Genomic DNA, 23,539 nt, shown 5'->3' with positions numbered 1-23,539 from the left:
GCGCCTACCCTAATGAACCCTGCGGAGCGCCATGGCGTAGGGAGAGACATGCTGACGATCGACGGTATTCCGCTTCACCCGTTGTTCGTACACGCCGTGGTCGTGCTGCTGCCCCTCGCGGCGGTCAGCTCGGTCGCGATCGCGCTGGTCCCGAGCTGGCGGCGCCGGTACGCGTGGCCGGTTCTCGGGGTCACCCTCGCCGGTGTGGCGGCGGTTCCCTTCGCCAAGCAGGCCGGTGAGGACCTGCAGGCGGCCCTGGAGCGCAACGGCGTGCAGAACCCCGCCATCCAGACGCACGCCGACCTCGGCGACATGCTGCTGCCCATCGCGCTCGGCTTCGGTGTCGCGGTGATCGCGCTGCTCGTCGCCGGGCGGCTCGCCGACCGGGAACGGCAGGCGGAGGCACCCACCACGAAGACGTGGCGGGTGATCTCAGTCGTGGTGTCCGTGCTGGTCGTGCTGCTCGCGATCGGCACCACCGTGCAGACGGTCCGCGCCGGTCACAGCGGGTCGACGGTCGTCTGGAGCGGCATCGGCAGCTGAAGGGGCGCCGTCGCCGACTGCTTGAGCGTCCGGGTGACCGTGCAGAGCTGCTCCACGGCGCGACGGACGACGGTTTCGAGCGCCTCGGGATCGTCCACGGCGGACAGGTCGTACGAGAGCGTCACCGGGACGGACAGCACCTCGTTGCCGCTCTCGGACTGCACCGCGTCCGCCGTCGCCGTCAGCTGGTCGCCGCCGGTGCGGCGCAGGATCAGAGTTTCCGACGTCACCATCGCGCAGCCCGCCGCGGCCGCCACCAGCAGCTCGACCGGGCTGAACGACCCCTCCTGACCCTTGCGGCCGATCCGCACGGACGCACCCCGCCCGTTGGACGCGACGAACTCGTGCTCGCCGACTCTCTCGATCTCGATCATTTGCTCGTCTCCCCCACCTCGTACCGGCCGCCCTGCACGACCAGCTCGCACGGCCCGTCGAACGCGAACCGGGCCTCCTTCAACACCTCGTCACGCGACGTCCACGGCGGCACGTGCGTGATCAGCAACCGCCCGGCCCCCGCCCGCGCGGCCAACTCCCCCGCCTCGCGTCCGGACAGGTGCAGATCGGGCTGCCGATCAGGGGCATGCGTCCAGCTCGCCTCGCTCAGCAGCACGTCGACGCCGTCCGCCAGCTCGTCCAGCGCCGCGCACGGTCCGCTGTCCCCGGTGTACGCCAGCGACACGCCACCGCACGAGATCCGGAACCCATAGGCCTCACACGGATGCGCGACCACGGCTGAGTCCACAATGAACGGTCCGATGTGGACCGTAGAGCCGAGCTCGTGGAAGGTGAACACGTCCGTGAGGTCCAGCGACTCACGTTCAGCGGTATCAGGCGCGTAAGCCGCGGCGAACCGCGACGCAGCTTCAGCAGGCGCGTAGACCGGCAACGGGCCGGAAGGCGGCGTCGGGTGGTACTTCCGCGCCACGTACAGCGAAGACACGTCGATGCAGTGGTCTGGATGCAGGTGCGACAACACCAACGCGTCCATCGAGAACAGCGGGCGCTCCTCCTGGAACCGCGACAACACCCCGTTGCCGAACTCCAGCACCAGCGTGAACCCGTCGGCCTCGAGCAGGTAGCCCGACGCCGCCGCGCCGGGTCCGGGAATGCTGCCGGAGCAGCCGAGCACGGTCAGCAGCACGTCAGCCCCAGTGTTCGAAGGTGGGCAGGAAGCGGGCGGCGAGCTTCGCGAACCGCTCGGGCGGGCCCGTGCACGTCACGCGGTGCACCGCCGGTTCCGAGGCGAAGTCGTCGCGCTCGGTCAGCAGCCGCACGACGTCCTTCACGGTCTCCTCCGCGCTCGACACCAGCGTCACGGCGTCGCCCATGACGATCTGGATCACGCCGGTCAGCAACGGGTAGTGCGTGCAGCCCAGGACCACCGTGTCGACCTCGGCGCGCTGCAACGGTTCCAGGTAGGCCTGCGCCAGCCCGAGCACCTGCCGCCCGGACGTGATGCCGCGCTCGACGAAGTCGACGAACCGGGGACACGCCGCGGCCGTCACGGTGACGTCGCGCGCCGCCTGGAACGCGTCCTGGTAGGCGTGCGAGTTGATCGTGCCGACCGTGGCGATCACGCCGATCCGGTTGTTGCGCGTCGTCATCACCGCGCGCCGCACCGCAGGCAGGATCACCTCGACCACCGGCACGTCGTAGCGCTCACGGGCGTCGCGGAAGCACGCGGCGGACGCGGTGTTGCACGCGATCACGAGCATCTTCGCGCCCTCGTCGACCAGCCGGTCGCAGACCTCCAGCGCGTGCTTGCGCGCCTGCGCGATGGGAAGCGGCCCGTACGGACCGTGGGCCGTGTCGCCGATGTAGTGGATCGACTCGCCGGGCAGCTGGTCCATGATCGCTCGGGCGACCGTCAGGCCGCCGACGCCCGAGTCCATGATCCCGATCGTCACGCCGTGAATGTAGCTGGTGTTGTACTGCGGCGGGTGTCACGAGCGACACCCCACGCGGCCAGAACACCACCGATTGCGCCGAACAGGTGGCCTTCCCACGACACACCGGGCTGGCCGGGCAGCACGCCCCACAACGCGGCGCCGTACAACGCGAACACCCCGACCGCGATCAGCAGTTGCAGCCACGACCGCGCGAAGAGCCCGCGCACCAGCAGGAACGCCAGGAACCCGAACACCAGCCCGGACGCGCCGATGTGGCTGCCGGGGCTGCCGAACACCCACACGCCGAGCGCACTCGTCAACCAGATGACCGCGGTGATCTGGAAGAACTGCTTCAACCCGCCCGAGGTGGCGAGGAATCCGAGCAGCAGCAACGGAACCGCGTTGCCGGTGAGGTGGCTCCAGTCGCCGTGGATCAGCGGCATCCACAGCAGGTTGTCCCACTCGCTGAAGTCGCGCGGCCGCACGCCGTCGCCCTCGAGCGAGCCGCCGGTCGCCACGTCGAACGCCTCGACGACGTAGAGCAGGCCGACGAACCCGGCCACCACGAGCAACGACAGCACGGGGTGCGGCGGGATGACCCGTTTCGCAAGAGCGGTGCGGTCCACGTCTCCAGGGTACGTGCCCATAAGCTGATCAGGTGTCGATCGAAATCGCGGTACGCGCATCGGCCCAGCTCGGCGAGGGGCCGACGTGGGACCACAGCAGTTCCACGTTGCTGTGGGTGGACATCCTGGCCTGCGAGGTCCACCGCTACGCCCCCGCGCGTGACGACGACGCCGTGCTCGTGGTGCCCCAGCACGTCGGCGCCGCGAAACCGCGCGCCCAGGGCGGCATCGTCTGCAACCTGCGCGACGGCATCGCGCTGATCGACCGCGACGGCACCAAGTCCTGGCTCGTCTACTGGGCCCGCGAGGGCGTGCGCGGCAACGACGCGGGCGTCGACCCGTCGGGCCGGCTGTGGGCCGGCACGATGCGCTACGACCAGGCCGCCGACGAGGGCTGGCTCGCCAGGATCTCCGGCGATGGCGCCGCGAAGGTCATGGTGAACAACGTGAACACCAGCAACGGCGTGGGCTGGAGCCCCGACGGCACGCTGATGTACTACATCGACACCCCGACCCGCCGCATCGACGTGTTCGACTTCGACAACGCGGCCGGGACCGTCTCGAACCGCCGTCCGCTCACCCACGTCGGCCACACCGACGGGTCGCCGGACGGGTTGTGCGTCGACGCCGACGGGTGCGTGTGGGTCGCGTTGTGGGGCGGCCACGCGGTGCGCCGCTACACACCTGCCGGTGAGCTGGACCGGGAGATCGAGCTGCCGGTCGACCAGCCGACGGCGTGCTGCTTCGGCGGTGCGGACTTCACGGACCTCTACGTCACGTCGGCGCGCGTCGGGTTGCCCGATCAGGCGTTGATGGATCGGCAGCTCAACGGTTCCGTGCTCGTGCTGCCGGGAGTGGGTGCCGGACTGCCGGGCGTCGCCTTCAACGGCTAGCCCGGCAGCGGTTCACGCCCAGAGGTGGCCGTCGAGCCTGGCGGCGGCCTCGTCCAGCGTCCCGGCGTACGCGCCGGTGGACAGGTACTTCCACCCCGCGTCCGCGACGATGAACACGATGTCCGCGGACTTCCCCGCGACCTCGGCCTTCTGCGCCACGGCGAGCGCGGCGTGCAGGATCGCGCCCGTCGAGATGCCGGCGAAGATGCCCTCGGTCTCGAGCAGCTGCCGGGTGCGGCGCAACGCGTCGTAGGAACCGACCGAGTACCGCCCGGTCAGCACCGACTCGTCGTACAGCTCCGGCACGAAGCCCTCGTCCAGGTTCCGCAGGCCGTACACCAGCTCGCCGTAGCGCGGCTCGGCGGCGATGACCTGCACGTCCGGCTTGGCCTCGCGCAGGTACCGGCCGACGCCGACCAGCGTGCCCGTCGTGCCCAGACCGGCCACGAAGTGCGTGATGGACGGCAGGTCCTTCAGGATCTCCGGACCCGTGCCGCGGTAGTGCGCGTCCGCGTTCGCCGGGTTCCCGTACTGGTAGAGCATGATCCAGTCCGGGTTCTGCTTGGCGAGTTCCTTGGCCGTCGCGACGGCCTGGTTCGAGCCGCCCGCGGCCGGGGAGAACACGATGCGGGCACCGTAGGCCTGCAGCAGCTGGCGACGCTCGGTCGAGGTGTTCTCCGGCATCACGCACACCAGGCCGTAGCCCTTGAGCTTCGCGGCCATCGCCAGAGAGATACCGGTGTTGCCGGACGTCGGCTCCAGGATCGTGGCGCCGGGACGCAGCACGCCGTCCCGCTCCGCCGCCTCGATCATGGCCAGCGCGGGCCGGTCCTTGATCGAGCCGGTCGGGTTGCGGTCCTCGAGCTTCGCCCAGATGCGCACGTTCTCCGACGGCGACAGGCGCGGCAGGCCCACCAACGGTGTCCCGCCGAGCGCGTCCAGGAGCGAGTCGTAGCGGGCCATGGGGAGATCAGCCGCCCGCGACGGCGGGGAGGATGGTGACGTTGTCGCCGTCCTTCACCGCGGCCTCGAGGCCACCGGCGAAGCGCACGTCCTCGTCGTTGACGTAGACGTTGACGAAGCGGTGCAGCGCACCTTCCTTGACCAGGCGGGCCTTGAGGCCGCCGTGGTTGTTCTCCAGGTCGTCGATGACCTCGGCGAGCGTGGCGCCGTTGGCGGACACCGACTTCTCGCCCCCGGTGTGGGTGCGCAGGATGGTCGGGATCGACACGGTGACGGCCATGGTGATGTACCTCCGGGAAACGGGTGTATCTCAGGATTCGATGATCTTGACCGGTTCCTCGGTCACGACACCGTCGACGATGCGGTACGACCGCAGCTCGTGCTCGATCGGGTCACGCGTGGAGACCAGCACGTAGTGGGCGTCCGGCTCGCCCGCGAACGAGATGTCGGTGCGGGACGGGTACGCCTCCGTGGCGGTGTGCGAGTGGTAGATGACCACCGGCACCTCGTCGTTGGCGTCCATCTCGCGCCACACCTTGAGCTGTTCCGCGGCGTCGAACCGGTAGAAAGTGGGCGACCTCTCTGCGTTCTCCATCTCGATGAAGCGTTCAGGGCGATCAGACCCGTACGGACCGGCGATCACCCCGCACGCCTCGTCGGGGTGGTCGCGGCGCGCGTGGGCCACCATCGCGTCCACCAGGTCACGGCGAATCACCAGCACGTCATCAATCCTACGGGCTGGCGAGAGTTGTCTCGGTATGCGAGATAACCGTGACAACCTGCTTGTTTTAGCTCCGCCTAATATTAGTGGCGGCTACTACAGTGGCTGCCGTGCACGCGTTCGACGTCCTCGGAGACCCGGTGCGCCGGCGGATCCTGGAGCTCCTCGCCGCTGGTGAGCGGGCGGCGGGGGACGTCGGCGCGACGGTGCAGGCCGAGTTCGGCATCACCCAGTCCGCGGTCTCGCAGCACCTGAAAGTGCTGCGCTCGAACGGGTTCGTCCAGGTCAGGCCCGAGGGCAACCGCCGGGTCTACGCCGTCGTGCCCGGCCCGCTGCGGGAGATCGACGCGTGGCTCGACCACTTCCGGCAGCTCGGGTGATCAGCGGCACCGCAGCGCTTTGACCAGGCACCACGTGGCGGCGGCGAGGGCGCCGAGCCGGAACACGCCGCCACGCCGTTCCTGCTCGGAGAGCGACGCCCATTCGGCGACTTCCACCACCGTCGCCGCGGTGGTGGCACCGATGGCCACGCGCAGCAACGCGGTGTTGCGCCCGTGCAGCGGGTGACGACGGACGGGCGGCGGCACGAGTTCGGCCACGACACCGGCGGCCTGATCAATCACATCGGTCATACCCGACGGCTACCCGTTCAGAGGTCGCGGAACGCCTGCACGCCGTTGAGACTCGTCGCCTCGCGCGCGCCGGACACCACGGCCTCCGCGAACATCTCGGCGGCGGCCGCGCACAGGGCGTCCAGCGCGAACGGGCGCGGCTCCGGCAGCGGCACGGCACCCGTGGCCAGCGCGAACACCGTGTCGCCGTCGAACATCGAATGGGCCGGCCGCACCGCGCGCGCCAAACCGTCCTGCGCCGCCATCGCGAGCCGCTGACACTCCGCTTTGGACAGTACCGCGTCCACAGCCACCACACCGATCGTGGTGTTGAGGCCCTCGGGTTTGCGTTCGGGCAGCACAACCGATGACGTTCCGAGCGACGGCAGCCACGGCAGACCCGTCGCGCGGTCCACGACTTCACCGGCGGCGTTCACCACGGCCAGGGCGCCGATCCGGTGCGCACCGACGGAAGTCGAAGCGAAGCCGACGCCGCCCTTCAACGAACCGACCCGCGCGCCGGCGCCCGCGCCGACGCAGCCGAGAGCGAAATCCGCGGAAGCCGCCTCGCAGGCCGCGTAGCCGAACGACGAGTCCGGTCTGTTGCCCCACTCCGACATCGGCAGGTCGAAGATCACCGCGCCCGGCACGATCGGCACGACGTGGTGCGGCTGCGGGCCGACGGGGAAGCCGATCGAGCGTTCCGACAGCCAGCGCATCACGCCGTCCGCGGCCGCGAGCCCGTACGCCGAACCACCTGAAAGGCAGATCGCGTGCACCTGCTGGACCAGGTTCGCCGGGTCCAGCAGGTCGGTCTCGCGGGTTCCTGGCGCGCCACCGCGTCCGTCGACGGCACCGACCGCACCGGAGGGAACCAGCACCACGGTGGTGCCGGTGGCCCAGCCCGGTTCGATCCGGTGGTGGTGGCCGACCAGAACGCCGGGAATCACCGCATCATCGCCTCGACCAGGGTGTCCTGCACCCAGGTCAGCCAGTGGTAGACGCCGAGGTGCGGCGATCTGGGGTCCTCCGGCGGCAGCTCGTCCGGCATGTCCTCGGTGACGTCCAGCGCGGTGCCGAGCGCGAGGCGCACGTCGTTCAGCGACGCGAGCCACGCCTCGGCCTCACCGAGGGAGAGCCGGATCTCGCCGCCGTCGGGCGAGCAGGTCTGCAGCACGATCTCGGCCGCACCTGTCTTGTGGTCCAGAAGCTCCGGCTCGTGCAGCGACCGCAACGCCGCCGCCGAGTTGACCTCGTCCGGGTCCGGCGCGTCGTCGTCCAGCCGGTGGAAGTCGGGCAGCAGCCTGCCCAGGATCGGATCGTCGGGCGCTTCCGACGGACCGGTTCTGATGCCGGTGAGCTCCGCGAGCTCGTCCTGCGGCGCCTCCTCGGCGCGGGCCAGCAGCATGTCCTGGATCTGGCTCACCAGACCGCGCACGACCGCGGCCTCCTGGCGGTCGAGCCTGCCGATCACGACGTCACCGTCGCGGATCCACCGCTTCACGAGGCCCGCTGCATGGTCGCCCAGAGCCCTGCCGCGTGGAGCTTGGCCACGTCGGCCTCCACCTTGTCCTTGGTGCCCGATGTCACGATCGCCTTGCCCTTGTGGTGCACGTCGAGCATCAGCTTGGTCGCCTTGTCCCTGCTGAACCCGAACAGCTTCTGGAAGACGTACGTCACGTACGACATGAGGTTGACCGGGTCGTTCCAGACCACGGTCTGCCAAGGCCGGTCCTCCGCGGCGATCTCCTCGCCGATGGCCTCTGGCTGCGTCCGTTCCTGTTCGACGGGCGTGGTCATACCGCCAATGGTGTCATGTTCGCCGCAGTGACGGAGACCGCGTGCGGGTAAACCACCTGCGACCTTAGGGTTGGCGACCATGAACTCGACGGCGTTGCTGACCGACCACTACGAGCTCACCATGCTCGCGGCCGCGCTGCGTGACGGGACCGGTGACCGTCCGTGCGTGTTCGAGGTCTTCGCCCGCAGGCTCCCGGACGGCCGCCGCTACGGCGTGGTCGCCGGGGTGAACCGTCTGCTGGACGCGATCGAGAACTTCCGCTTCGGTGAGGAGGAGATCGACCAGCTGCGCCGCAACGCCGTGGTCGACGACTCGACGCTGGAATGGCTCGCGAACTACCGGTTCTCCGGTGAGATCGACGGCTATCCCGAGGGCGAGCTGTACTTCCCGGGTTCGCCGGTGCTCACGGTCAGGGCGTCGTTCGCCGAGGGCGTCGTGCTGGAGACGCTCGTGCTCTCGATCCTCAACCACGACAGCGCGATCGCGTCCGCCGCTGCCCGCATGGTCACCGCCGCCAACGGCCGCCGCATGATCGAGATGGGGTCGCGCCGCACGCACGAGGAGGCCGCCGTCGCGTGTGCCCGCGCGTCTTATCTGGCGGGCTTCACCGCGACGTCGAACCTCGAAGCGGGCCGCCGCCACGGCATTCCGACGGCGGGCACGTGCGCGCACGCGTTCACATTGCTGCACGACAGCGAGGAAGAGGCGTTCCGCAGCCAGATCGAGGCACTGGGCGCCGGCACGACGTTGCTGGTCGACACCTACGACATCACCGAGGGCATCAAGACGGCCGTCGCGGTCGCGGGTCCCGACCTCGGCGCGATCCGGATCGACTCTGGCGATCTGGGTGTGCTGGCCAGGCAGGCGCGCGACCAGCTCGACGCGCTCGGCGCGCGCAACACCCGCATCGTCGTCTCCGGCGACCTGGACGAGTACTCGATCGCCGCCCTGCGCGCCGAGCCCGTGGACGCCTACGGCGTGGGCACGTCGGTCGTGACCGGTTCCGGCGCTCCGACCGCGGGCATGGTCTACAAGCTCGTCGAGGTCGACGGCAGGCACGTCGAGAAGCGCAGCACGTCCAAGCAGTCGCGGGGCGGCTGGAAGAAGGCGTTGCGGCGGCACAAGGACACCGGCACCGCGCTGGAGGAGGTCGTGTTCCAGGCCTCGGCGCAACCGGAGCTCGGCCCGTGCGACCGGCTCGTGCAGATCCCGCTGATGCGCGCTGGACAGATCGCGCCCGACGTCCCCACGCTGGAGCAGAGCCGCGAACGTCTGCGCGCGGCACTGGTGAGCGTGCCGTGGGAAGGTCTCAAGCTCTCGCGCGGCGAGCCCGCGATCCCGACGGTCTACCTGGAGGAGTCCCGATGACCAAGGCGCTGATCGTCGTCGACGTGCAGAACGACTTCTGCGAGGGCGGTTCGCTGGCCGTCGCCGGTGGTGCGGCCGTCGCGGCGGCCATCTCGCAGCACATCGCCTCGTCGTCGTACGACCACGTCGTGGCGACGCGCGACTACCACGTCGATCCGGGCACGCACTTCTCCGAGACGCCGGACTTCGTCTCGACGTGGCCCGCGCACTGCGTCGCCGGGACGCCCGGTGCGTCGTTCCACCCCGAGCTCGACGTGTCGGCGGTCGAGCAGGTGTTCTCGAAGGGCCGGTTCGCCGCCGCCTACTCGGGTTTCGAGGCGGAGAACGACCTCGCGGGATGGCTCACGGACAAGGGCGTGACCGAGGTGGACGTCGTCGGCATCGCGACCGACCACTGCGTCCGCGCGACGGCCCTGGACGCCCAGCGCAACGGTTTCCGCACCACGGTGCTCGTCGACCTCACCGCAGCCGTCGCTCCGACGACCCGCGACGCGGCGCTCACCGAACTACGCGCCGCCGGCGTGACCGTGGCCTAACACGATGAACGGCGCATTTGTTCACCTGAGGTGGACAAATGCGCCGTTCATCGAGGTATTACGGCGTTGGCGTGCAGGCCGTGGTGCCGACGGTGATGCTTCCGGTGTGGCCGGACGGCGGCTCGAACGTGATCTTCAGCAGCGTCATGCTGAGGCTGCCGTCGTTCGGCACCGGGAACACCGTGTCGGTGAACTTGGCCTTGGCGAGCACGGCTCCGCCTGCCGACTTGATCTCGTACACGTAGCCGGACGGGATCTGCTGCGGCAGCCCGGTCCAGCCGGACATGCCCTTGAGCTCCCAGCCGGCGGACGTGCCCTCCTGCGTGGCCTCGCAGGTGATCTTCCACTCGCCGATCTTGAGTCGCGGTCCCTTGGCGGCGACGAGCGCGGACAGCTCGAACGCCCTGCCGACGGCGACCGACTTCGTCCTGGTGATGAACTCCTCCTGGTTCACGACCTCGGTCGTGCACGTCGAGGACGTCTCACCGATCTTGAGCCCGCTCCTGCTCACGGCGGGGCTGGATCCGGTGACGGTGCCCGCCTGGTCCGGGTTCACGTCGCACACGGCGAGCGGCTCGACCTTGAACGTCTGGTCCGCCTTGGCGAAGTCGGCGGATCCGGCGGACGCGGTACCGGGCGGGTTGCTCGCGAGCGCGGGGGACGCGGGGGACGCGCTCGCCACGGCCACGGCGATCACGGCTCCTGCGATCAAACTCTTGTGCACTGTTCGCCTTCTCCCCTTGGCTTTGTTCTTCCCGCCCGATGATGGTTGTGTTGTGCGATTCTGAAAGCAGCTCGGCACCCCATGTCACCCGTTCGTGAATTCGCAAGTACACGACTGAGTGATAGGCGAACTGTCAGCAACGAGAATTCACCGCACGCCCACCAACGTGGCGAACGGCTCCCGGCGCGGCAGAGCAGTCGGCAGGCCCGCCAACCTCTCCAGCGCGGCGCACACCCGCACGGCGGCACGCCCGTCGCCGAACGGGTTGCGCCCCAGGGGAAGCCGCAGCCGGGAGCCGAGCACCCATCCCGCTTCGGCGAGGATGCGGGTGGTGTCCGTGCCGACGAGCCAGGCGCACCCGGCGTCGACGGCGAGCATGCGTTCGGTGGTCTCGCGCAGCACCAGCACCGGCACGCCGAACGTGGGCGCTTCCTCCTGGATGCCACCGGAATCGGTCAGCACGAGGGCCGCGCGGCGCAGCACCCGCACCAGGTCCGGGTAGTCCAGCGGGTCGGTGATGACGACGCGCTCGTGGCCGCCCAGCAACGACACGACCTGCTCGCGCACACCGGGGTTCGGGTGCGCGGGGATCAGCACGTGCACGTCGGGGTGACGGTCGGCGATGGAGCGCACGGCGTTCAGCACGCGCATCAGCGGGCGGCCCCACGACTCGCGGCGGTGCACGGTGACGAGCATGAGCCGGCCACCCGTGGCGTCCAGGGTGCGCTCCAGGGCGACGAGATCGGGGCTGGACGCGGGGAGGTCCGCAGCCGCGACGCGCTGCACGGCGTCCACGACGGTGTTGCCGGTGACGACGATGTGGCTGTCCGGCAGGGATTCCGCGTTCAGCGCGTTGGCGGCGTCGTCGGTCGGCGCGAGGTGCAGCGAGGTGATGCGGGAGATCATCTGCCGGTTCCCCTCCTCGGGGAACGGGCCGTAGAGGTCGCCGGTGCGCAGACCGGCTTCGAGGTGCGCGACGGGGATTCCGCGCCAGAAGGAGGCGAGCGCCGCGGCCAGCGTCGTCGTCGTGTCGCCCTGCACGAGCGTGACCGCGGGGTCGCGGTCGGCGAGCACGGCGTCGAACTCGGGTAACAACCGGGAGACCAGCTCGGCCTGGGTTCCGTTGACCCTGGGCACGTCCAGCCGCACGTCGGGCACCAGGTCGAACGCGCTGAGCGCCTGCTCGACCATGCCGGAGTGCTGTCCGCTGTGGACGATCGTGGGACGGAGGCCGGGGTGCCCCCTCAACGCGATCGCGACGGGGGCGATCTTGACCGCTTCTGGCCGCGTTCCCGCCACCAGCAGAACTTCTTTGCTCACCGTAGTCCTCTCTCGGGAGACCGGGTGGTCCGCCTGGGAGCGGGGGCAACCCCAGGCGGACCCTTTCAGCCAGCTCGGTTCGGTCTGGCCTTGACGGGGACCGCACGGCGCTTCTTACGAGTGCTGTGCACGAGGAACGCACCAGCGAGCAAGAGCACGAAACCCGCGACGATCCACCACGTCACGTCCGCGCCGGTGACCGCGAGGGCTCCGACGCCCGTGCCGACACCGATGCCGGTACCGGGGACCTTGTACATCCGCCGCTCCCAGGTCAGGCCGCGTTGAGCGACGCGCGGCGGCGCAGCGCCACGAAGGCGACCGGAGCGGCGGCGACACCGAGCAGGCCGAGGCCGATCCACAGGCCCGCACCCGACGCCATCGGGATGGGCAGGCCGGCGGGGCCGCAGGTGGCGGACGAAATGATCACGTCGCCGGTGCCGATGCTGCCGAGCTTGCCCTGCAGCAGCTTGATGTGGATCGCGTTGACCGTCAGGCTGCCGTCGTCGTTCTTGATCTGCTCGTTGAAGATCACTTCGGCGATCTTGATCCCGGCCAGCTGCACGTCGAGAACCGTGTTCGCTGCGGGGTGGGCGTTGACCTGGCCGAGCTTGCCGAGGTTCACGCCCGCGAGCTTGGACTTGCCGGCCAGACCCTTCTGGGTCGCCTGGCACTCCGCCTCGACCAGCTCGGCGGAGATCTTGCCGGTGACCTTGGCGAGCAGGTCGACCCGGACGTCCGCGGTGCTCGCCCGCGAGTACACGCCACCGGACTTGTCGTCCCGCGACGCGGAGGCGTTGATGACACCGGTCTTCAGGATCCCGGTGAGGTCGACGCCGGCGAACGTGTTCTGCGTCGGCCCGTTCGCGTTGGCGGCGGCGAACGGTTCCGCGTTGACCGCGGGGTTGCCGAGCAGCGTCACGTTGAGCTTCGCACCGTAGGCCGAGGCGTCCCCCGGAGCGGCCGAAGCAGGCGCGGCACCGGCCAAGAGCGCTGCGATCGCAACCACTCCGGCCAGTCCCGTCATTCGGACACGCATGAAACTCCTTCCGTTATTCCTCCGGCCCCAGGGCGCGGTCGAACCAATTTGGTTCACGCTTTCCGGGGGCAATTACCGGCATCGGCTTTCTTTCGAGGGAACTGAGGGTTACTCCCCGTATCGGGCGACACGACCACCCAACTCGCCCAACGAGAGCCACTCATCGTGGATTTTTTGATCAATTTCCGGTTACGGCGTCACCCGATCCGGGGGTGAGGGCTGACGTTGCGTCGACCGATGGAACGTCAGGTAGCCCGTCTGGGCGCTCCCTCAATCGGTGGAAAGGATCCAAGGGTGACGCTTGCCGTGCGCCGCACCGCATTCCCGAGCCGGGTGACGGTGGTCGTCCTGTTCGCCGCTGCCGCGGGACTCGTGTTCGCACACCGCCTGTACCGCACGGCGGAGATCTCGCTGTCCGGCGCGATTCTCAGCGTCATCAGCTCCCACGGCGTGGACGTGGTCCCCGACCGTCAGACCGTCTACTTCGGACTGGGCTCGGACACCCCGCTGGGCCTGCGGATGACGCCGGAGTGCACCTCGGCGTTCCTGGTGCTGCCGCTGATCGTCGTGGGCGCCGTGATGATCGCGCTGCGCCCGCGCATCCAGCACCGCGTGCTGGTCGCGCTGGGTGTCGCCGCGCTGGCGGTCGTCATCGTCAACCAGTTCCGCGTGCTCACCCTGGTGGGCCTGGTGAACTGGCTGGGCGTCGACACCGGCTACCACTGGGGCCACACGCTGCTGGGCTCGATGGTGAGCGTCTTCGGTGGCGCGGCGGCGCTGGTCGCGTTCGTCTGGCTGGCCACCCGCAAGTGAGCCTCGACCTCGTCCTCGGGTTCACGCAGGCGCTCGCTCTGACGATGAGCGTCGCCTTCGTGACGTACGTGTTCGTGATCGTGGTGCCGTACCTGCGGCGCAAACCCGCACCCGTCGGCGTGCCGGAGTCGTTGGAGTGGCACTTCTTCGTGCCGTGCCGCGACGAGGAGGCCGTCATCGGCGACACGATCAGGTATCTGCGGGAGACGTTCCCCATCGCGCACGTGTGGGTCATCGACGACGACTCCGACGACCGCACCGCCGGAGTCGTGCGGACGTTGAAGCGCAACGGCGGCATCCGGGACACACACATCCACCTCGTGCAGCGTCAACGCCCGTATGCCCGCACCGGCAAGGGAAACGCGTTGAACGACGCCTACCGCACGTTGAAGCTCTGGATGGGCCGGCGCGCGGACACCGACCGCGCGATCGTCGTCGTGGTCGACGCGGACGGCCGCCCGGCACCGAACTGCCTGGAGGTCTGTGCGGCACAGCATCTTTTCGGCAATCCGCGGATCGGTGCCGTGCAGGTGGACGTGCGGATGATCAACGCGGGTCAACGGCAGCCGGGCGTGTCGTGGTGGCGCAGGACGTTCGGTGCCGGGCTCGTGCGGATGCAGGACCTGGAGTTCCGCACCGCCATCGCGGCGATCCAGATGTCCCGCGGCGCCACCGGCACGATCTCCATGGGCGGCAACGGCCAGTTCACCCGGCTGTCCGCTTTGGACTCGATCGCCGGGCCGACCGGCAGCCCGTGGCGCGGGTCGTTGCTGGAGGACTTCGAGCTCGGCGTGCACCTGCTGACCGCGGGCTGGCACACCGGGTTCTCCCTGGACACGCACGTGAACCAGGAGGCGCTGTACTCGTTGCGGCGCTTCCTCGCGCAACGCACGCGCTGGGGCCAGGGAACCATGCAGTGCATGCGGTACCTGCGCCGCATCTGGGACTCCGAGCACCTCACGACGCTGGGCGCCGCCGAGATGATGTACTACCTCGCGCAACCGTGGATGCAGTTGCTCGGCACCCTGATCTACCCGATCCCGATGGCCCTCATGGCGTACCGGTTCGTGGTGTCGCCCAGCGAAGTCGTGGCGTGGTTCTTCGACGGCGCGTGGGTCCTCTTCACCGTGTACGGCGCGTTCGGACTGTTGCCGTTCGTCTTGTGGGGACCGGTGTACCGCGCGCGATGCGAGCCCGTGGGCTTCTGGAAGTCCATTGCGTACGGGTTCGGCTACGCGCTGTACATCTACACCTTCTACATCACGTCGTGGCGCGCGCTGATCCGGTTGGTGCGCGGACACAACGGCTGGACCAAGACCCGCCGCAACACCGAGCGAGGTCTCGTCGCGGTTGATGTGTGACCTGTCACTTTGTGGACAGCGGACAAAGACGTTCTCGAGTCGCCCTGGTTAACCTCAGTTCACTCGCCGACACACCAGGGAGGGACCGTGACTCTCGCACTCGCGCCCCGTCGCACCGTGCTCGCCGACTTCGTGCCGGGCGCCCTCGTCCGCGACCTGACCCTGGTGCTGGCCGGCGCCGCGTTCACCGGCCTCGCCGCCCAGGTGGCGCTGCCGATTCCCGGCAGCCCGGTGCCGTTGACCGGCCAGACCTTCGCGGCTCTCCTCGTCGGCGCCGCCCTCGGCTGGCAGCGCGGCGCGACCTCGATGCTCCTCTACCTGATCGCGGGCGTCGCGGGCGTGCCGTGGTTCCAGGGCGGTTCGTCGGGTGCCCCGGTGTCGCTCGGCTACGTCGTGGGCTTCGTGTTCGCGGGCGCTCTCGTCGGCGCGCTGGCCAAGCACGGTGGCGACCGCACGCCGTTGCGCACGGTCGGCACCATGGTGCTGGGCAATCTGGTGATCTACAGCGTCGGCGTGCCGTGGCTGATGGCCGCCACCGGCATGGGCCTCGGCAAGGCGGTCAGCGTGGGTGTGCTGCCGTTCCTGGTCGGGGACGCCGTGAAGATCGCCCTGGCGGCGGGCGTGCTGCCCACCGCCTGGGCTCTCGTCAAGCGCGTCAGGTAGGTCACGGCCCGGTGTACTCGAAGATGTACAGGCCGTAGTCGCGGTCGCTGGCCGCGACGTACTCCTTCCCGTTGTGCGAGAACACCTGGACGCCCCAGAAGTTGTTCCCGCCCTCGTCGATGAAGTGGCCGACCTCGACCAGCTTGTTGTTCTTGATCTTGGTGACCCGGAAACCGCCCGCGTAGTACGAGAAGTACGCGAGGTCGTTGCGCGTCGGTGAGGTCGCGACCTCGTGCACCGACAGGTCGCCGTGCCCGGACGCCATCGCCGGGTCGTGGGCCTCCGGGATCGCGTAGGTGTCGAGCTCGGTCATCTTGCCGCTCTCGTTGCGGAACAGGTGCACGTAGCCCCAGCCGTCGAAGGACGAGCTGAACGTCAGCACGTCACCCGTGGCGCCGACGGTGAGACCGGGGATCAGGCTGCCCTGCAGCGTGTCGCCACCGGCGAGGCACTGGGCCTCGTCGTACTCGCCCTCCTTGTCGAAGAAGCTGAAGCCCGTGCGCCGGTCGACGGAGAACGCGGGCAACGTGCCCTGGAGCGTCATGCCGAACGCGCCGCACTCGCCCTCGCGGTTGACCACGACGGCGGCCTCGTAGCCACCGGCGGCGGCGACGTTGGCGAGCTTCTCGGTGAACGTGCACGAACCGCGCGTGACGATCGCGAGCTGGTTCGTCCCGACCGCGGGCGCGGCCGGAACCGCGGTGTCACCGTTGCAGGCGCGGCCGACGTAGACGGCAGTACCGGACAAGGTCTGGCCGGCGGGCAGCTGGGGCGTGAGGTCACCCTGGTTGGCGGCGAAGCTCGTACCGTCGTCGGTCGAGGCCTGCAGCACGTACGGGCCGAAGTCCTCGTCCGCACCGATGACGTACTTGTTGTCGTTGGTGAACTCGGCCTGGTGGCCGTTGCCCTCGGGAGCGGCGGAGATCCCGGTGGACTCCAGCAGTTCGGGGTCCGGGTTCGTGAAGTCCGTGTCACCGAGGTAGACCGGGCTCACCGGGTTCGTGACGTCGAGCTTGACGTACCCGGCGTCCCAGTAGGACAGCAGCATGACCTGCCTGCCGTTGATCTGCTTCACGATCATGTCGTGGAAGAAGACCTCGGTCAGGTTCGCCGGTACCGACTGCAGGATCTGCGGGAACATCGCGGCCAGGTCGTACTCCGCGATCTTCACCGGCGTGCGCGGGTCGGTGATGTCGAAGATGTCGACGTCCGCGTTCTCCTCGTCGTCCACGAGAACCGCGTACGCCTTGTCACCCGCATCCCAGATGAAGATGCTGTGCACCTCGTGCGCAAGCCCTGCGGCGTTGCGGCTCACGGGGTCGAAGTCGCCGAAACCCTGCGCGAGGTACTTGTGCACCTTGGGGTTCGTGACGTCGACGAGGGTGGCGCCACCGACCGTGCTGGTGTTGATGTGGTCACCGCAGATCTCGTTGTTGAACGCGAGGACGTCGCCGGTGAACTTCGGCGTGTCGATGTGGATGACCTGCGAGCCCTCACCGACGTAGCTGTCCTGGCCGGTGCGGATGAAGTTGATCTGCTTGGGCTGCGTGGGGTCCTTGATGTCGAAGACGTACACGCCGCCCTTCTGGCAGGTGGGGTCGCGGAACGCGGCGAGGTAGGCGTAACCGTTGTGGACGCCGACGTCGGCCACGCGGCCCTCGGTGTCCTGGTTGATCGCGGCCTTGCCGACGACCCTGACGTTCGCGTTGCTCGCGGGCAGGTGCCCGTGTTCACCTCCGTGCTGGTCGTGGCCGTGGGTGGCCTCTGCGTGGTCGATTCCACCGTCGGTGGAGGTGGAGCCGCCGGCCTCGTGGGCCACGGCGGCGGGAGTGATGAGGATCAGCGCGGAGAGCGCTGCGAGGAGTACCGGTCTGCGGCGGGGAGAGGACACAGAATTCCTCCTAATGCGTTGTGAGCGGCGTCACTCTCCGTCGCTCGATGTCCGAAAACAAGCTTTTGCGCAACTGTTTCGGTCCAGTACCCGGTGACGTGCGTACGGACGGGTGACGTAACGACGTGAGGTCCGCAGCCGAGAAATCCGCGTGACACCGCATACCCCGGAAGAGCTGGGCTGCCTCGTGGGCGGTCCCGCCCGTGCCGCCGAGGTCGCACTGGCCAGGCTGCTGCAGGCCGGGCTGGTCCGGATCTCCCGCGAGGGCGTGGTGACCGCCGTCCACCGCAACCCCGGCCGGGTCACGCCCTTGGAGGCGCGGATCCTGAACAGCACGCTGGTGGGCAGGTATCTGCACGACGTCCTGCGGGAGGCCGCGGCGTCGGCCGAGGCCGAGGGTCTGCGGTCCCACCTGGCCGGCCGCGGCCTGCTGCGGCACCGGCGTTCCTACCGGCCCCGGCTGCACCCGTGGCTGATCCTGCTGGGAATCGGTCTGATCCTGGTGGGGCTCGCGGACCTCGTCTTCCCGGAGCTCGTCGAGTTCCTGTCCGAGGCCGTGCCGCGGTACGCCGAGGTGCCGCGCTGGGTCATCTTCACGGCGGGAGCGCTGCTGATCGCTTGGGCCTCGGTGCTGAGTGCGCGGGATCCCGGCAGGTTGCGGACCAGGGACGGCTACCGGCTGGTCAAGCAGGCAGGGCGGCGCGTCTCCCCGCAGGACCCGTTGCGCGCGGTCGCGGTCCTCGGGCTGCGCGGCAAGATCGGCGCGGTCGCGGTCGCCGGGCTGATCGGGCTGACGCCCGCGATGGTGGAGTTGCTGCCCGCGCGTGACACGTCGTCGAGCGGCAGCTGCGGAGGCGGTTGCTCGTCGAGCTCCTGTGGTGGTGGTGACGGCGGAGGCTGCGGCGGCGGGTGTGGTGGCGGCGGCGACTGAAGTCCGCGACGCCTGACGGGGACTGTCGGACCTGCCGGGTACGGTCTGTCTCGTGCCTGAAGTTCCCCCCACCCTGAGCCTGCTGGAAACCGCCGTGAGCGCCGTCGGTGGCGCTGAGCGCCCCGGCCAGGTGGAGATGGCCGAGGCCGTCGACCGCGCGATCCGCACGGGCGAGCACCTCGCGGTGCAGGCGGGCACGGGCACGGGCAAGTCGTTGGCGTACCTGGTGCCGTCGATCAGGCACGCCGTGGCCGAGGAGGAGACGGTGGTGGTCTCCACGGCCACGATCGCCCTGCAGCGGCAGCTGGTCGACCGGGATCTGCCGCGCCTCGCGAAGGCGCTCAAGAAGGATCTCGGCCGCGAGCCCACGTTCGCGATCCTCAAGGGCCGCAGGAACTACCTGTGCATGCACCGCGTGCACAACGGCGCTCCGGACGAGCCGGAGGAGGCCGGGCTGTTCGACCCGTTCGCCGTGTCGCGGCTCGGGCGCGAGGTGAAGCGGCTGCACGAGTGGTCGTCGGACACCGAGACCGGTGATCGCGACGAGCTGGTGCCCGGTGTCAGCGAGCAGGCGTGGCGGCAGGTCAGCGTCACCGCGCGCGAGTGCCTCGGTGTGTCGAAGTGCCCGATCGGCTCCGACTGCTTCGCCGAACGGGCGCGGGCCCAGGCGGGCAAGGCGGACGTGGTGGTCACGAACCACGCGATGCTCGCCATCGACGCGTTGGAGGGCTATCAGGTCCTGCCGGACCACGACGTGGTGGTGATCGACGAGGCGCACGACCTGGTCGACCGCGTCACGTCGGTCGCGACGGAGGAGCTGAGCGGCGCGTCCGTGGCGATGGCCGCGCGCCGGTGCGGCCGGCTGATCGACCAGGACATCGCGGACCGGCTGGCCGAGGCGAGCGACGGGCTGGCGATGATCCTCGAGGACATGCCGTCCGGCCGGCTCGACGCGTTGCCGCGCGCGCTGGCCGGTGCGCTGGCGGCCACGCGCGACGCGGCGCACAACTGCGTGTCGGCGATGGGCCCGGAGCGCAAGGAGGACGTGGAGGGCGCGACGGCGCGCAAGCTCGCGTTGTCGTTGCTCGAAGAGGTGCACGACTGCGCGGTGCGGATCCTCGAGGCGTTCGACGAGGAGCACGACGTCGTGTGGGTGTCGGGCGACTTCAACCAGAAGGCGCCCGTGCTGCGGGTCGCGCCGCTCGGCGTGGGCGGGCTGCTGCGCGAGCGGCTCTTCGCCAAGCGCACCACCGTGTTGACGTCCGCGACGCTCACGCTGGGCGGCGCGTTCGACACGATGGCGCGCCAGTGGGGCCTGCCGCCGTCGGAGCAGGTGCGCAAGATCGAGGGCGCGGCGACGGACAAGGACATCGACGGTCCGAAGTGGACCGGTCTCGACGTGGGCTCGCCGTTCCAGCACTCGTCGAGCGGAATCCTCTACGTGGCAAGGCATCTGCCGCAGCCGGGCCGCGACGGCCTGCCGCCGGAGTACCTCGACGAGATCGAGGGCCTGGTCAACGCGGCGGGCGGCAGGGCGCTCGGCCTGTTCTCGTCGACGCGCGCGGCCAAGGCGGCCACGGACGCGTTGCGCGACAAGCTCGATCACCCGATCCTCTGCCAGGGCGACGACGCGACGGGCCTGCTGGTGAAGAAGTTCGCCGAGGACGAGCGCACGTGCCTGTTCGGCACGCTGTCGCTGTGGCAGGGCGTCGACGTGCCCGGCCCGTCGCTGCAACTCGTGATCATGGACAGGATCCCGTTCCCCCGCCCGGACGACCCGCTGGCCTCCGCCCGTCAGAAAGCCGTCAACTCGCGCGGGGGCAACGGCTTCCTGACGGTCGCGGCGACCCACGCGGCCCTGCTGCTCGCCCAGGGCGCCGGCCGGTTGCTGCGGTCGATGTCGGACAAGGGCGTGGTGGCCATCCTGGACCCGAGACTGGCCACGGCCCGCTACGGCGGCTTCCTGCGCGCCTCACTCCCCCCGTTCTGGACGACCTACGACCCGGAGGTGGTGCGCGCCGCGCTCAAGCGCCTGGACGCGGCCCAGACCCGCTGATCCGCTCCACCAGCTCGTCGCGGAACTGCTGGGCTTCCAGGAACTCCGGCTCGTCGCCGGTCGCCTTTCCCAGCGCCCCTTCCAGGATCTTCAACGCCTGGCGCTCGTCACCGCGCGCGTCAGCCTGGCGGGCGGCGTTCTCCACGGCCTTGGCGAGCTTGGACGTCGCTTCGGGTTCCGGGGCGGCCTTGTTGATCCGGATCCAGTTGCCACCGGGGTCGATGACGCTGAACCCGGTGTACCTGTCGTTGCGCAGCCTCGGCCGGGTCATCCGCGGAATGCCGGAGATGAGCACTTTCCCGTGCCTCTCCCGCATGCCGCTCGCGAAGGCCTCGTACAACGGCCCGGTGTCCTGCACGATGACCAGGCACGTGCCGTACGACTGCTCGGGATCGAAGCCGTCCATCCCGAAGAAGTGCAGCCGAATGTCCTCGCGCTGCAACGCGACGTACGGGTTCGGCTTCGTCTGCCGATAGGTGACCTCGAAGCCGAGCATCTCGTAGAACGACGCGATTTCGTCGATGTCGGGACAGGGCAGGAGCGGAATTGTCAGTTCGTTCGCCACCGCCCGAAGCTAAGCCCGGCCCCGCCGAAACGACACCGAGCAATTTGCTCAAGCGAACAGCATCGCCACTCCGCCGAGCAACAACAACGCCGACACGACGGCGATCGCAAGCACCCGCCCACGCGGCGTCTGCGCGTGCTTCAACGCGATGCCCAACGGCCCGATTCCAGCCACAGCAACCCCTTTCGACGGCATGACAACGACAGCGCGCAACGCCCCGAACGCAACCTTCAACGGCGACATGCCGAGTTCGCGCGCCCCAACAACATCCGCTTCCCAGTGCTCGCGATAACGCTCATCGCCCACCACGGCCGCCGCGAACCGCACGACCCACAGCGCGGCCTTCACTGCGCGGTCCTGGGCACCAACCGGGGCGCAGGAGCGGCCCGCGCGACGACCTTCCGAGCCTCAACGGCGCCGTCGGCCGTGAGCCGGTACATCCGCCGCCGCGGCCCACGCCGTTCCACGTCGTCGTCCCACGACGACGTGACCCAGCCGGCCCGCTCCAGCCTGTCCAGCAACGGGTAGACGCTGCCCGACGGCCGCCCTGTCAGCTTGATGATCTCCAGGCCCCAGCGCGGCTCGTCGGTGCCGAGCAGCACCTGGAGCACGTCGACGGTGGCCTTGCCGATGCGTTGCAGTGGCTCCACACCACAATACTACCTATGTAGATTAAGCGGCGAAACCGGCTCTTCGCAGATGAGGGTGTAGCTGGGGTGGGCGTGCCGGTCCCGGGATGAGGGTCGAGCTCTTCCGAGGATGGGAGCTCTCACACCGCCCACCCGGAAGCCCCTCGCAGCCGCACCGGCGACACCAGCGGTCCGACGCCTCCTCAGGGTCGTCCGGGTCGCGGCTCGCGCACGAGCCGTTCGGCTGGCGGCCCACGGCGCTGCTGGTCACGATCCGCCGCTACCGCTGCGCCGGCTGCGGGCACGTCTGGCGTCAGGACACCTCCCACGCCACGCAGCTTCAAGACCCCGGACCACGGAAGGCGGTCCAGGCCCGTGGTTTCGTGGGGCCGGATCGGTTGTGTTGACGGGAGCGGGTCAGGTCAGTTGACGGAACGTGCCGTGGTGGAGTTCGCCGATCCGGCCGGTGTCGGTTTCGTAGGTCCAGAAGGCGTGGATGATGCCCTCGTTGAAGTTCATCGCGTGCGTGACCGTCATGCCCGAAGCCTCGGTCCAACCCACCAGGTAGACGCCCGGTGCGACCTCGGCAGCCTGGAGCCGGACATCCTCCGCGGCGCCCTTGGTCGGCCCGGCGACGGCCTGGTAGTGCAGGCCTTTGCCGTCGGCGGTGTAGGTGTTGTGGAAGACCACACCGTTGTCGACGGTGAATTCGATGGTCTTGCCCGCGAAAGCGAACTCGCTCATGCCGGCTCCTCAGAAGAGGCCGTTGCCGTGCGGCAGTTCGGCCGGGATCGGGGCCACGACGTCCCAGTGCTCGACGATCTTGCCGCCCGAGACGCGGAACAGGTCCCAGTAGGCGACCGGCTGGCCGAACTCGCCCTCGGACTGGACCAGGGCGTAGTCGCCCTCGGCGATCACCCGGTGGATGGTCTTGTAGACCAGGTTCTTGCCCTGCTCGGCCCAGGTCGCTGCGGCTGCGCCGAAGCCGTCGAGGCCGTCGGCTGCCTCGGGGTTGTGCTGGTCGTACTGCTCGATCGAGATGTAGTCGGTCAGCACCGAGTAGTCGGCGCCCTGGAGCACCTTCTCGGCGAACCGGGTCACCAGCGCGCGGGTCGCCTCGGTCCGGGACGGGTCGCCGATCTCGGTCGGACCGTCGGTCTGGGAGCGGCCTGAGGCGGTGTCCTCGACGACCGGGGTGAGCGCGTCCCAGTGCTCGGCGAGCTTGCCGTTCTCGACGCGGAACAGGTCGAACGCGACCAGCGGGTCGGGGCCGAAGCCGTAGTAGGTGCCGTGGAGTGCGACCAGGTCGCCGTCGGCGATGACTCGCGCGCCCTCGTATCGGAAACCCTCAGGCAGGTTCGCGACCAGGCCGCGCAGGCCCTCGGGTCCGTCGGGCGCGAGCGAGGAGTGCTGCTTGTAGTCCGATGCCACCCAGCGGTCCACCGCAGCCGGGTCCTTGTCGGCGAACAGTTCCTTCGCGGCTGCCAGAACCGTGTCCTTCGCGCTTGTCATGACGTCCTCTCTTGTCGTTACCCGCCACACGTTTGGCGGCGCTGGTGCCCTGACACCTCGAAGCTAGGCCAGGACCTCGTACTTTGC

General features: G+C 69.4%; 30 protein-coding genes and 1 pseudogene. 10 read left to right on the top strand and 21 right to left on the bottom strand.

Annotation, left to right across the window (positions count from 1 at the left end; genetic code table 11):
* The first annotated feature begins 48 nt into the window (after positions 1 to 48).
* Positions 49 to 543, top strand: a complete 495-nt coding sequence (locus IEZ09_RS08790; RefSeq protein ID WP_229812362.1) for a DUF2231 domain-containing protein — start codon at positions 49 to 51, stop codon at positions 541 to 543.
* On the opposite strand, the gene IEZ09_RS08785 is transcribed toward IEZ09_RS08790, so the two are convergent.
* Genes IEZ09_RS08785 through IEZ09_RS08770 form a run of 4 tightly spaced genes read right to left on the bottom strand, consistent with a single transcriptional unit; the run spans position 501 to position 3,058 of the window.
* Positions 501 to 917: an OsmC family protein gene (locus IEZ09_RS08785; protein WP_189253103.1), complete on the bottom strand. Its 417-nt coding sequence runs from the start codon at positions 915 to 917 to the stop codon at positions 501 to 503. The genes IEZ09_RS08790 and IEZ09_RS08785 overlap by 43 nt on opposite strands.
* The gene (locus tag IEZ09_RS08780) at positions 914 to 1,684 is read right to left on the bottom strand and encodes an MBL fold metallo-hydrolase (protein WP_189253102.1); all 771 of its coding nucleotides are present in this window, start codon (positions 1,682 to 1,684) and stop codon (positions 914 to 916) included. Before IEZ09_RS08780 ends, IEZ09_RS08785 begins: the two co-directional genes overlap by 4 nt.
* 1 nt (position 1,685) lies before the next feature.
* On the bottom strand, positions 1,686 to 2,435 hold the full coding sequence (gene murI / locus IEZ09_RS08775; RefSeq protein WP_189253243.1) for a glutamate racemase: 750 nt from the start codon (positions 2,433 to 2,435) through the stop codon (positions 1,686 to 1,688).
* A gap of 11 nt (positions 2,436 to 2,446) precedes the next feature.
* Positions 2,447 to 3,058, bottom strand: a complete 612-nt coding sequence (locus tag IEZ09_RS08770; protein WP_229812361.1) for a rhomboid family intramembrane serine protease — start codon at positions 3,056 to 3,058, stop codon at positions 2,447 to 2,449.
* Positions 3,059 to 3,090: 32 nt separating this feature from the next.
* On the opposite strand from IEZ09_RS08770, the gene IEZ09_RS08765 reads away from it, so the two are divergent.
* A complete protein-coding gene (locus tag IEZ09_RS08765) occupies positions 3,091 to 3,951 on the top strand; it encodes an SMP-30/gluconolactonase/LRE family protein (RefSeq protein WP_229812360.1) in 861 nt (286 codons plus the stop codon).
* Between the two features lie 12 nt (positions 3,952 to 3,963).
* Here the strand turns inward: IEZ09_RS08765 and IEZ09_RS08760 are convergent, their stop codons facing one another.
* The 3 genes from IEZ09_RS08760 to IEZ09_RS08750 are packed head-to-tail and all read right to left on the bottom strand — an operon-like array spanning position 3,964 to position 5,635.
* Positions 3,964 to 4,914 carry a PLP-dependent cysteine synthase family protein gene (locus tag IEZ09_RS08760; RefSeq protein WP_189253100.1) on the bottom strand — a complete coding sequence of 317 codons (951 nt, stop codon included), beginning with the start codon at positions 4,912 to 4,914 and terminating at the stop codon, positions 3,964 to 3,966.
* A 7-nt stretch (positions 4,915 to 4,921) separates the two neighbouring features.
* Positions 4,922 to 5,194: a MoaD/ThiS family protein gene (locus IEZ09_RS08755; RefSeq protein WP_189253099.1), complete on the bottom strand. Its 273-nt coding sequence runs from the start codon at positions 5,192 to 5,194 to the stop codon at positions 4,922 to 4,924.
* A gap of 30 nt (positions 5,195 to 5,224) precedes the next feature.
* Positions 5,225 to 5,635, bottom strand: coding sequence for a M67 family metallopeptidase (locus tag IEZ09_RS08750; RefSeq protein ID WP_307830281.1), 411 nt, complete (start codon positions 5,633 to 5,635; stop codon positions 5,225 to 5,227).
* A gap of 110 nt (positions 5,636 to 5,745) precedes the next feature.
* Between IEZ09_RS08750 and IEZ09_RS08745 the strand changes: the two are divergent.
* Positions 5,746 to 6,006: pseudogene (locus tag IEZ09_RS08745) on the top strand (ArsR/SmtB family transcription factor); the annotation flags it as partial.
* A gap of 9 nt (positions 6,007 to 6,015) precedes the next feature.
* Here IEZ09_RS08745 and IEZ09_RS08740 read toward each other — a convergent pair.
* From IEZ09_RS08740 to clpS, 4 genes are read right to left on the bottom strand one after another with little or no spacing between them, the layout of a single operon-like run.
* Complete coding sequence (locus tag IEZ09_RS08740) at positions 6,016 to 6,267, bottom strand: hypothetical protein (RefSeq protein WP_189253097.1); 252 nt, start codon at positions 6,265 to 6,267, stop codon at positions 6,016 to 6,018.
* A 17-nt stretch (positions 6,268 to 6,284) separates the two neighbouring features.
* Positions 6,285 to 7,196 (bottom strand): P1 family peptidase, encoded by a 912-nt coding sequence (locus tag IEZ09_RS08735; RefSeq protein WP_189253096.1) that lies wholly within the window; start codon positions 7,194 to 7,196, stop codon positions 6,285 to 6,287.
* Positions 7,193 to 7,750, bottom strand: coding sequence for a DUF2017 domain-containing protein (locus IEZ09_RS08730; protein WP_189253095.1), 558 nt, complete (start codon positions 7,748 to 7,750; stop codon positions 7,193 to 7,195). Before IEZ09_RS08730 ends, IEZ09_RS08735 begins: the two co-directional genes overlap by 4 nt.
* Positions 7,747 to 8,046, bottom strand: a complete 300-nt coding sequence (gene clpS / locus IEZ09_RS08725; RefSeq protein WP_109640034.1) for an ATP-dependent Clp protease adapter ClpS — start codon at positions 8,044 to 8,046, stop codon at positions 7,747 to 7,749. The genes IEZ09_RS08730 and clpS overlap by 4 nt, the downstream gene beginning before the upstream one ends.
* A gap of 79 nt (positions 8,047 to 8,125) precedes the next feature.
* Here clpS and IEZ09_RS08720 point away from each other — a divergent pair, with 79 nt between their 5' ends.
* Positions 8,126 to 9,415 (top strand): nicotinate phosphoribosyltransferase, encoded by a 1,290-nt coding sequence (locus tag IEZ09_RS08720; protein WP_189253094.1) that lies wholly within the window; start codon positions 8,126 to 8,128, stop codon positions 9,413 to 9,415.
* The gene (locus IEZ09_RS08715) at positions 9,412 to 9,951 is read left to right on the top strand and encodes an isochorismatase family protein (RefSeq protein ID WP_189253093.1); all 540 of its coding nucleotides are present in this window, start codon (positions 9,412 to 9,414) and stop codon (positions 9,949 to 9,951) included. The genes IEZ09_RS08720 and IEZ09_RS08715 overlap by 4 nt, the downstream gene beginning before the upstream one ends.
* A 58-nt stretch (positions 9,952 to 10,009) precedes the next feature.
* Here IEZ09_RS08715 and IEZ09_RS08710 read toward each other — a convergent pair whose 3' ends face one another.
* The 4 genes from IEZ09_RS08710 to IEZ09_RS08695 form a co-directional block, all read right to left on the bottom strand.
* Positions 10,010 to 10,675 (bottom strand): hypothetical protein, encoded by a 666-nt coding sequence (locus IEZ09_RS08710; protein WP_189253092.1) that lies wholly within the window; start codon positions 10,673 to 10,675, stop codon positions 10,010 to 10,012.
* Positions 10,676 to 10,822: 147 nt separating this feature from the next.
* Positions 10,823 to 11,995, bottom strand: coding sequence for a non-hydrolyzing UDP-N-acetylglucosamine 2-epimerase (gene wecB / locus IEZ09_RS08705; protein WP_189253091.1), 1,173 nt, complete (start codon positions 11,993 to 11,995; stop codon positions 10,823 to 10,825).
* Positions 11,996 to 12,060: 65 nt separating this feature from the next.
* A complete protein-coding gene (locus tag IEZ09_RS08700; RefSeq protein ID WP_189253090.1) occupies positions 12,061 to 12,252 on the bottom strand; it encodes an LAXTG motif-containing small protein in 192 nt (63 codons plus the stop codon).
* 14 nt (positions 12,253 to 12,266) lie between these two features.
* On the bottom strand, positions 12,267 to 13,031 hold the full coding sequence (locus IEZ09_RS08695) for a choice-of-anchor protein CoaP (protein WP_189253089.1): 765 nt from the start codon (positions 13,029 to 13,031) through the stop codon (positions 12,267 to 12,269).
* Positions 13,032 to 13,325: 294 nt separating this feature from the next.
* Here IEZ09_RS08695 and xrtP point away from each other — a divergent pair, with 294 nt between their 5' ends.
* The 3 genes from xrtP (at position 13,326) to IEZ09_RS08680 (ending at position 15,868) form a co-directional block, all read left to right on the top strand.
* Positions 13,326 to 13,844 carry an exosortase P gene (gene xrtP / locus IEZ09_RS08690; RefSeq protein ID WP_370467665.1) on the top strand — a complete coding sequence of 173 codons (519 nt, stop codon included), beginning with the start codon at positions 13,326 to 13,328 and terminating at the stop codon, positions 13,842 to 13,844.
* On the top strand, positions 13,841 to 15,205 hold the full coding sequence (locus tag IEZ09_RS08685; RefSeq protein WP_502255031.1) for an XrtP-associated glycosyltransferase: 1,365 nt from the start codon (positions 13,841 to 13,843) through the stop codon (positions 15,203 to 15,205). Before xrtP ends, IEZ09_RS08685 begins: the two co-directional genes overlap by 4 nt.
* 87 nt (positions 15,206 to 15,292) lie before the next feature.
* Positions 15,293 to 15,868: a biotin transporter BioY gene (locus IEZ09_RS08680; RefSeq protein ID WP_229812359.1), complete on the top strand. Its 576-nt coding sequence runs from the start codon at positions 15,293 to 15,295 to the stop codon at positions 15,866 to 15,868.
* Position 15,869: 1 nt separating this feature from the next.
* Here the strand turns inward: IEZ09_RS08680 and IEZ09_RS08675 are convergent, their stop codons facing one another.
* A complete protein-coding gene (locus tag IEZ09_RS08675) occupies positions 15,870 to 17,759 on the bottom strand; it encodes a PA domain-containing protein (protein WP_189253087.1) in 1,890 nt (629 codons plus the stop codon).
* A 151-nt stretch (positions 17,760 to 17,910) separates the two neighbouring features.
* Between IEZ09_RS08675 and IEZ09_RS08670 the strand changes: the two genes are divergently transcribed.
* Positions 17,911 to 18,690 (top strand): TIGR04222 domain-containing membrane protein, encoded by a 780-nt coding sequence (locus IEZ09_RS08670; RefSeq protein ID WP_189253086.1) that lies wholly within the window; start codon positions 17,911 to 17,913, stop codon positions 18,688 to 18,690.
* 52 nt (positions 18,691 to 18,742) lie between these two features.
* Complete coding sequence (locus IEZ09_RS08665; RefSeq protein ID WP_502255030.1) at positions 18,743 to 20,746, top strand: ATP-dependent DNA helicase; 2,004 nt, start codon at positions 18,743 to 18,745, stop codon at positions 20,744 to 20,746.
* On the opposite strand, the gene IEZ09_RS08660 is transcribed toward IEZ09_RS08665, so the two are convergent.
* The 5 genes from IEZ09_RS08660 to IEZ09_RS08635 form a co-directional block, all read right to left on the bottom strand.
* Positions 20,715 to 21,311: a DUF8817 family protein gene (locus tag IEZ09_RS08660; protein ID WP_189253085.1), complete on the bottom strand. Its 597-nt coding sequence runs from the start codon at positions 21,309 to 21,311 to the stop codon at positions 20,715 to 20,717. The two genes, IEZ09_RS08665 and IEZ09_RS08660, sit on opposite strands and share 32 nt — an antisense overlap.
* 48 nt (positions 21,312 to 21,359) lie before the next feature.
* Positions 21,360 to 21,659: a hypothetical protein gene (locus IEZ09_RS08655; RefSeq protein ID WP_189253084.1), complete on the bottom strand. Its 300-nt coding sequence runs from the start codon at positions 21,657 to 21,659 to the stop codon at positions 21,360 to 21,362.
* Positions 21,656 to 21,961, bottom strand: a complete 306-nt coding sequence (locus IEZ09_RS08650; protein ID WP_189253083.1) for a PadR family transcriptional regulator — start codon at positions 21,959 to 21,961, stop codon at positions 21,656 to 21,658. Before IEZ09_RS08650 ends, IEZ09_RS08655 begins: the two co-directional genes overlap by 4 nt.
* Positions 21,962 to 22,357: 396 nt before the next feature.
* Positions 22,358 to 22,684, bottom strand: a complete 327-nt coding sequence (locus IEZ09_RS08640) for a phenolic acid decarboxylase (protein ID WP_189253082.1) — start codon at positions 22,682 to 22,684, stop codon at positions 22,358 to 22,360.
* Between the two features lie 9 nt (positions 22,685 to 22,693).
* A complete protein-coding gene (locus IEZ09_RS08635; RefSeq protein ID WP_189253081.1) occupies positions 22,694 to 23,452 on the bottom strand; it encodes a nuclear transport factor 2 family protein in 759 nt (252 codons plus the stop codon).
* Positions 23,453 to 23,539 lie beyond the last annotated feature (87 nt).

The organism is Lentzea flava (assembly GCF_014648475.1).
GTDB classification, from domain to species: domain Bacteria; phylum Actinomycetota; class Actinomycetes; order Mycobacteriales; family Pseudonocardiaceae; genus Lentzea; species Lentzea flava.
Note: the sequence above shows the minus strand (reverse complement) of the source record. Positions and strands in the feature narration are given on the sequence as shown.